Annotated in this window: 5 protein-coding genes; 1 reads left to right on the top strand and 4 read right to left on the bottom strand. The window is 71.7% G+C overall.

Annotation, left to right across the window (positions count from 1 at the left end):
- On the top strand, positions 1–936 hold a 936-nt coding region (locus tag FUT87_RS24390), incomplete at its 5' end, for a nitronate monooxygenase family protein (protein ID WP_147242665.1).
- A 79-nt stretch (positions 937–1,015) separates the two neighbouring features.
- On the opposite strand, the gene nusB is transcribed toward FUT87_RS24390, so the two are convergent.
- Genes nusB through ribD form a run of 4 tightly spaced genes read right to left on the bottom strand, consistent with a single transcriptional unit; the run spans position 1,016 to position 4,257 of the window.
- Positions 1,016–1,528: a transcription antitermination factor NusB gene (nusB, locus tag FUT87_RS24385; protein WP_091724376.1), complete on the bottom strand. Its 513-nt coding sequence runs from the start codon at positions 1,526–1,528 to the stop codon at positions 1,016–1,018.
- Positions 1,525–1,989: a 6,7-dimethyl-8-ribityllumazine synthase gene (gene ribH, locus FUT87_RS24380; RefSeq protein WP_147242664.1), complete on the bottom strand. Its 465-nt coding sequence runs from the start codon at positions 1,987–1,989 to the stop codon at positions 1,525–1,527. Before ribH ends, nusB begins: the two co-directional genes overlap by 4 nt.
- Positions 1,990–2,002: 13 nt before the next feature.
- On the bottom strand, positions 2,003–3,109 hold the full coding sequence (ribBA, locus tag FUT87_RS24375; protein ID WP_147242663.1) for a bifunctional 3,4-dihydroxy-2-butanone-4-phosphate synthase/GTP cyclohydrolase II: 1,107 nt from the start codon (positions 3,107–3,109) through the stop codon (positions 2,003–2,005).
- A 50-nt stretch (positions 3,110–3,159) separates the two neighbouring features.
- On the bottom strand, positions 3,160–4,257 hold the full coding sequence (ribD, locus tag FUT87_RS24370) for a bifunctional diaminohydroxyphosphoribosylaminopyrimidine deaminase/5-amino-6-(5-phosphoribosylamino)uracil reductase RibD (RefSeq protein WP_147242666.1): 1,098 nt from the start codon (positions 4,255–4,257) through the stop codon (positions 3,160–3,162).
- Positions 4,258–4,411 lie beyond the last annotated feature (154 nt).

Below are 4,411 nucleotides of genomic sequence, written 5' to 3'. Positions count from 1 at the left end.
GCGCTGGCGCGCGAGATCGGGGCGGCTCGCCGGCTCTCCGAGGGGCGCGGCCTGCTGGCGGTCAATGTGATGCGCGCGGTGAGCGACTACGCGTCCTCGGTGAGGACGGCGCTCGAGTCCGGCGTCGACGCGCTGGTGGTGGGCGCGGGGCTGCCGCTGGATCTACCCGAGCTCGCGCAGGACCATCCGCGCACGGCCCTGGTCCCCATCCTGTCCGAGGCCCGCGGCGTGACGCTGCTGTGGAAGAAATGGGAGCGCCGGCAGCGGCTGCCGGCGGCCGTGGTCATCGAGCATCCCGGCCATGCGGGTGGGCACCTCGGCGCGGCGCGGGTCGCGGATGTCGGCGACGGCCGTTTCGATTTCGAGACCGTGCTGCCCGCGGTCCGGCGCTTCCTGCGCGATGCGGGCGCCGAGGGCCAGGTGCCGCTGATCGCCGCCGGCGGCGTGCGGCGCTGCGAGGACATCCAGCGGCTGCAATCGCTGGGCGCCGACGCGGTGCAGCTCGGCACGCCCTTCGCCGTGACGCTGGAATGCGATGCGCATCCGTCGTTCAAGCAGGTGCTGGCCCAGGCGCGCGAGGAGGACCTCGTCGAGTTCTGCAGCGTCGCGGGCCTGCCGGCGCGGGCGGTGATGACGCCGTGGCTGAAGAAGTACCTGGGCGCGGAGGCGCGCCTGCAGTCCGTCGCGCAGCTCAAGAAGCGCTGCACCCTGGCCTTCGACTGCCTGAGCCAGTGCGGCTTGCGCGATGGCTTGAAGGACTGGGGTCAGTTCTGCATCGACCAGCGACTGGCCTCGGCGTTGCGCGGCGAGACCGCGAGAGGCCTGTTCTTCCGCGGTCGCGGCGCACTGCCGTTCGGCGACCAGATCGCCAGCGTGCGGCAGCTGCTCGAACGCCTGCTGACGCCCGGAGTTCCCCTCGGCACGCCCGCGGCCTGAGACGCCCGGCAATGACAAAGGGCCCGCGGACGGATCGTCCCGGGCCCTTGCAGCTTCTGGCGCCTGAGGCGCCGCGCGCTCAACCGCGGGCGGCCTTCACCTCGACCGGCCGCAGGTCGATCGCGGCGCGGTCCAGCACGCCGTTGACGTACTTGTGGCCGTCGGTGCCGCCGAAGGACTTCGCCAGCTCGACCGCCTCGTTGATCGCCACCTTGTAGGGAATGTCGATGCAGTTCTTCAGCTCGTAGGCGCCGATCATCAGGATCGCGTGCTCGATGGGCGAGAGCTCGGTCGTCTTGCGGTCGGCGTGGCGGGCGAGCACGGCGTCCAGGTCGGCCGCTTCCTCGATCGCGCCGTGGAAGACCTTGTCGTAATGACCGCGGTCGGCCTTGTCGAAGCCGTCCTGCTCACGCGTGTGCGCGTCGATCACGCCGAGGTCTTCGCCGGTGACCAGCCACTGGTAGATGCCTTGCAGCGCATGCTCGCGCGAGCGGCGGCGGGCCGACTTGGCCGGCGCCTTCCTGGCGGCCGGCTTGCCGCCGTTCTTGGCCGCGGGCTTGCCGGCGGGGGAGGAGGTGTCCTTGGTGTTCACTTGAGTTCTTTCAGCAGCTGCGCCATCTCGACGGCGACGGTTCCGGCATCGCGGCCCTTTTCTTCGGCACGGGCCCAGGCCTGTTCCTCGTTCTCCACCGTCAGGATCGCGTTGGCGATCGGCAGGCGGTGGTCGAGCGTCAGGCGCGTCACGCCGGCACCGCTCTCGTTGGCGACCAGTTCGAAGTGGTAGGTCTCGCCGCGGATGATGCAGCCCAGCGCCACCAGCGCGTCGAAGCGGCCGCTGACGGCCATGGCCTGAAGGGCCACCGGCACCTCGAGCGCGCCGGGCACGGTGACGTGGCGGATGTCGGCGTCCTGGACGCCGAGCCGGTTCAGTTCGGCCCGACAGGCCTTGGCCAGCGCGGTCGTCAGTTCGTCGTTGAAGCGCGCCTGGACGATGCCCACGCGCAGGCCGCGTCCGTCGAGTCGGGTCGACTGACCCTTGTCAGATCCTTGCATGCGGTCCTCGGATTCAGCAGTCGTTGGGGGTGGCCTGGGCGGCCTGGAAACCGGTCACTTCCAGTCCGTAGCCGGTCATGCTGGGCATGCGGCGCGGGCTGCCGAGCAGCTTCATCCGGTGCACGCCGAGCTCGCGCAGGATCTGCGCGCCGACGCCGTAGGTGCGCAGGTCCATGGTCTGGCGCGGTTCCTCGCCGGTCGCCGGCTGCAGCCGCGCGAGCAGCGCGTCGGCGTCCTCGCCGCAGTTCAGCAGCACCGCCACGCCCGAGCCTTCGCGCTGGATGGCCGCCAGCGCCTGCGGCAGCGGCCAACTGTGGCCGCAGCGGCCGGCGTCCAGCAGGTCCATCGCGGAGAAGGGCTCGTGCACCCGCACCAGGACTTCGTCGTCCTTCTGCCATTGACCCAGCGCCAGCGCCATGTGGACGTTGTTGGAGCGATCGCGGAAGACGTGGCATTCGAACCGGCCCTCGCGCGTCTCCAGCGGACGCTGCGCGATGCGCTGCACGATCGATTCGTTGCGGCTGCGGTATTCGATCAGGTCGGCGATGGTGCCGATCTTCAGGCCGTGCTCCTGGGCGAAGACCTCCAGATCCGGCAGACGGGCCATGGTGCCGTCGTCGTTCATGATCTCGCAGATGACGCCGGCGGGCGTCAGGCCGGCCATGCGCGACAGGTCGCAGCCCGCCTCGGTATGGCCGGCGCGCATCAGCACGCCGCCGTCCTGGGCCTGCAGCGGGAAGATGTGGCCCGGCTGCACCAGGTCGGACGCCACGGCGCCCTTGGCGACCGCGGCCTGCACGGTCCGCGCGCGGTCTGCGGCGGAGATGCCGGTCGTGACGCCGGTGGCGGCCTCGATCGACACGGTGAAGGCGGTGCCGTGCTTGGTGCCGTTGCGGGTGGCCATCGGCGGGAGCTGCAGCTGCTCGCAGCGCTCGCGGGTCAGCGTCAGGCAGATCAGCCCGCGGCCGTGCTTGGCCATGAAGTTGATCGCTTCCGGCGTGACGTGGTCGGCGGCGAGGACGAGGTCCCCCTCGTTCTCACGGTCTTCCTCGTCGACAAGGATGACCATGCGGCCGGCCGCCAGTTCGGCGACCAGCTCGGGAATCGGTGAAATAGGCATGGGCGCGATTGTAGGCGGGGCGGGCCTGGCGGGCCGGAGGAGGGCTGGGTCTAGGCGCTCGTGGCCGGTCTCAGGCGCAGGCGCAGGTCGCCGCCGACCGCCAGGCTCTCGACCAGGCGGAAGCGGGGGGCCTGGGCGAGTGCCGTCAGCCCGCCCAGGTCGACCATGCCCCGGCCCTCGCCGAGCAGCGTCGGTGCCAGGTACACCAGCAGTTCGTCGACCAGCCCGGTGCGCAGCAGCGAGCCGTTGAGCTTGTAGCCGGCCTCGATGTGAAGCTCGTTGACCTGCCGGCGGCCCAGGTCGTGGATCGTCGCGGCCAGGTCTACCTTGCCCCGCGCCGGATCGGCCAGGCTGACGAGTTCCGCGCCCAGGCCGGCGAGCACCGCGCCCCGTTCGCCAGCCTGCGCCAGCGCGTGATAAACGAGCAGCCCGCCAGGCGGCGCCAGGAGGCGGGCGGACGGCGAGAGCTCCAGCCGCGAGTCGATCAGCACCCGCTGCGGCTGCCGGGTGGTCTCCACGTCGCGGACATCCAGGCGCGGGTCATCCTCGCGGGCGGTGCCGATGCCGGTCAGCACCGCGCCGGCGCGGCGGCGCCAGGCATGGCCGTCCTTGCGGGCCTCGGGGCCGGTGATCCATTGGCTGACGCCATTGGACAGCGCCGTGCGGCCGTCCAGCGAGGCGGCGATCTTCATTCGCACGAACGGGCGGCCGTGGCGCATGCGGGTCAGGAAACCGATGTTGAGCTCGTGCGCTTCGACCGCGGCCGGATGGTCCGTCGCGAGCACGTCCGTGACGATGCCGGCGGCGCGCATCCGCGCCAGGCCCTGGCCGGCGACCAGCGGATTGGGATCGTCCAGCGCGACGACGACCCGGGCCACGCCGGCTGCGATCAGCGCGTCGCAGCAGGGCGGGGTGCGACCGTGGTGGGCGCAAGGCTCGAGCGTCACATACGCGGTGGCGCCGCGCGGATCGTGACCCCGGGCCTGCGCGTCCCGCAGCGCCATGACCTCGGCATGGGCCTCACCTGCCGCCTGCGTGTGTCCTTGTCCGAGCACACGATCCTGCGCGTCCACGAGGACGCAGCCCACGCGGGGATTGGGATCGCTGAGGCCGACGGCGCCCTGCGCCAGGCGCACCGCCTCGGTCATCCAGCGGCTGTCCCGGGTGTCGGCATGGAAAGGGGGCGGGGATGAGGCGGGGCGGGGCGCTTGCATGGCGCGCAGTCTAGCGGCGACCTTGGGCGGCAGCAGAAGCAGGCCCGAGAGGGCGGGATCCTCCGCCGGCAGCAGGCTGTCCAGCGTG

Source organism: Mitsuaria sp. TWR114 (assembly GCF_007997345.1).
This window is presented reverse-complemented; position numbering and strand designations above follow the sequence as displayed.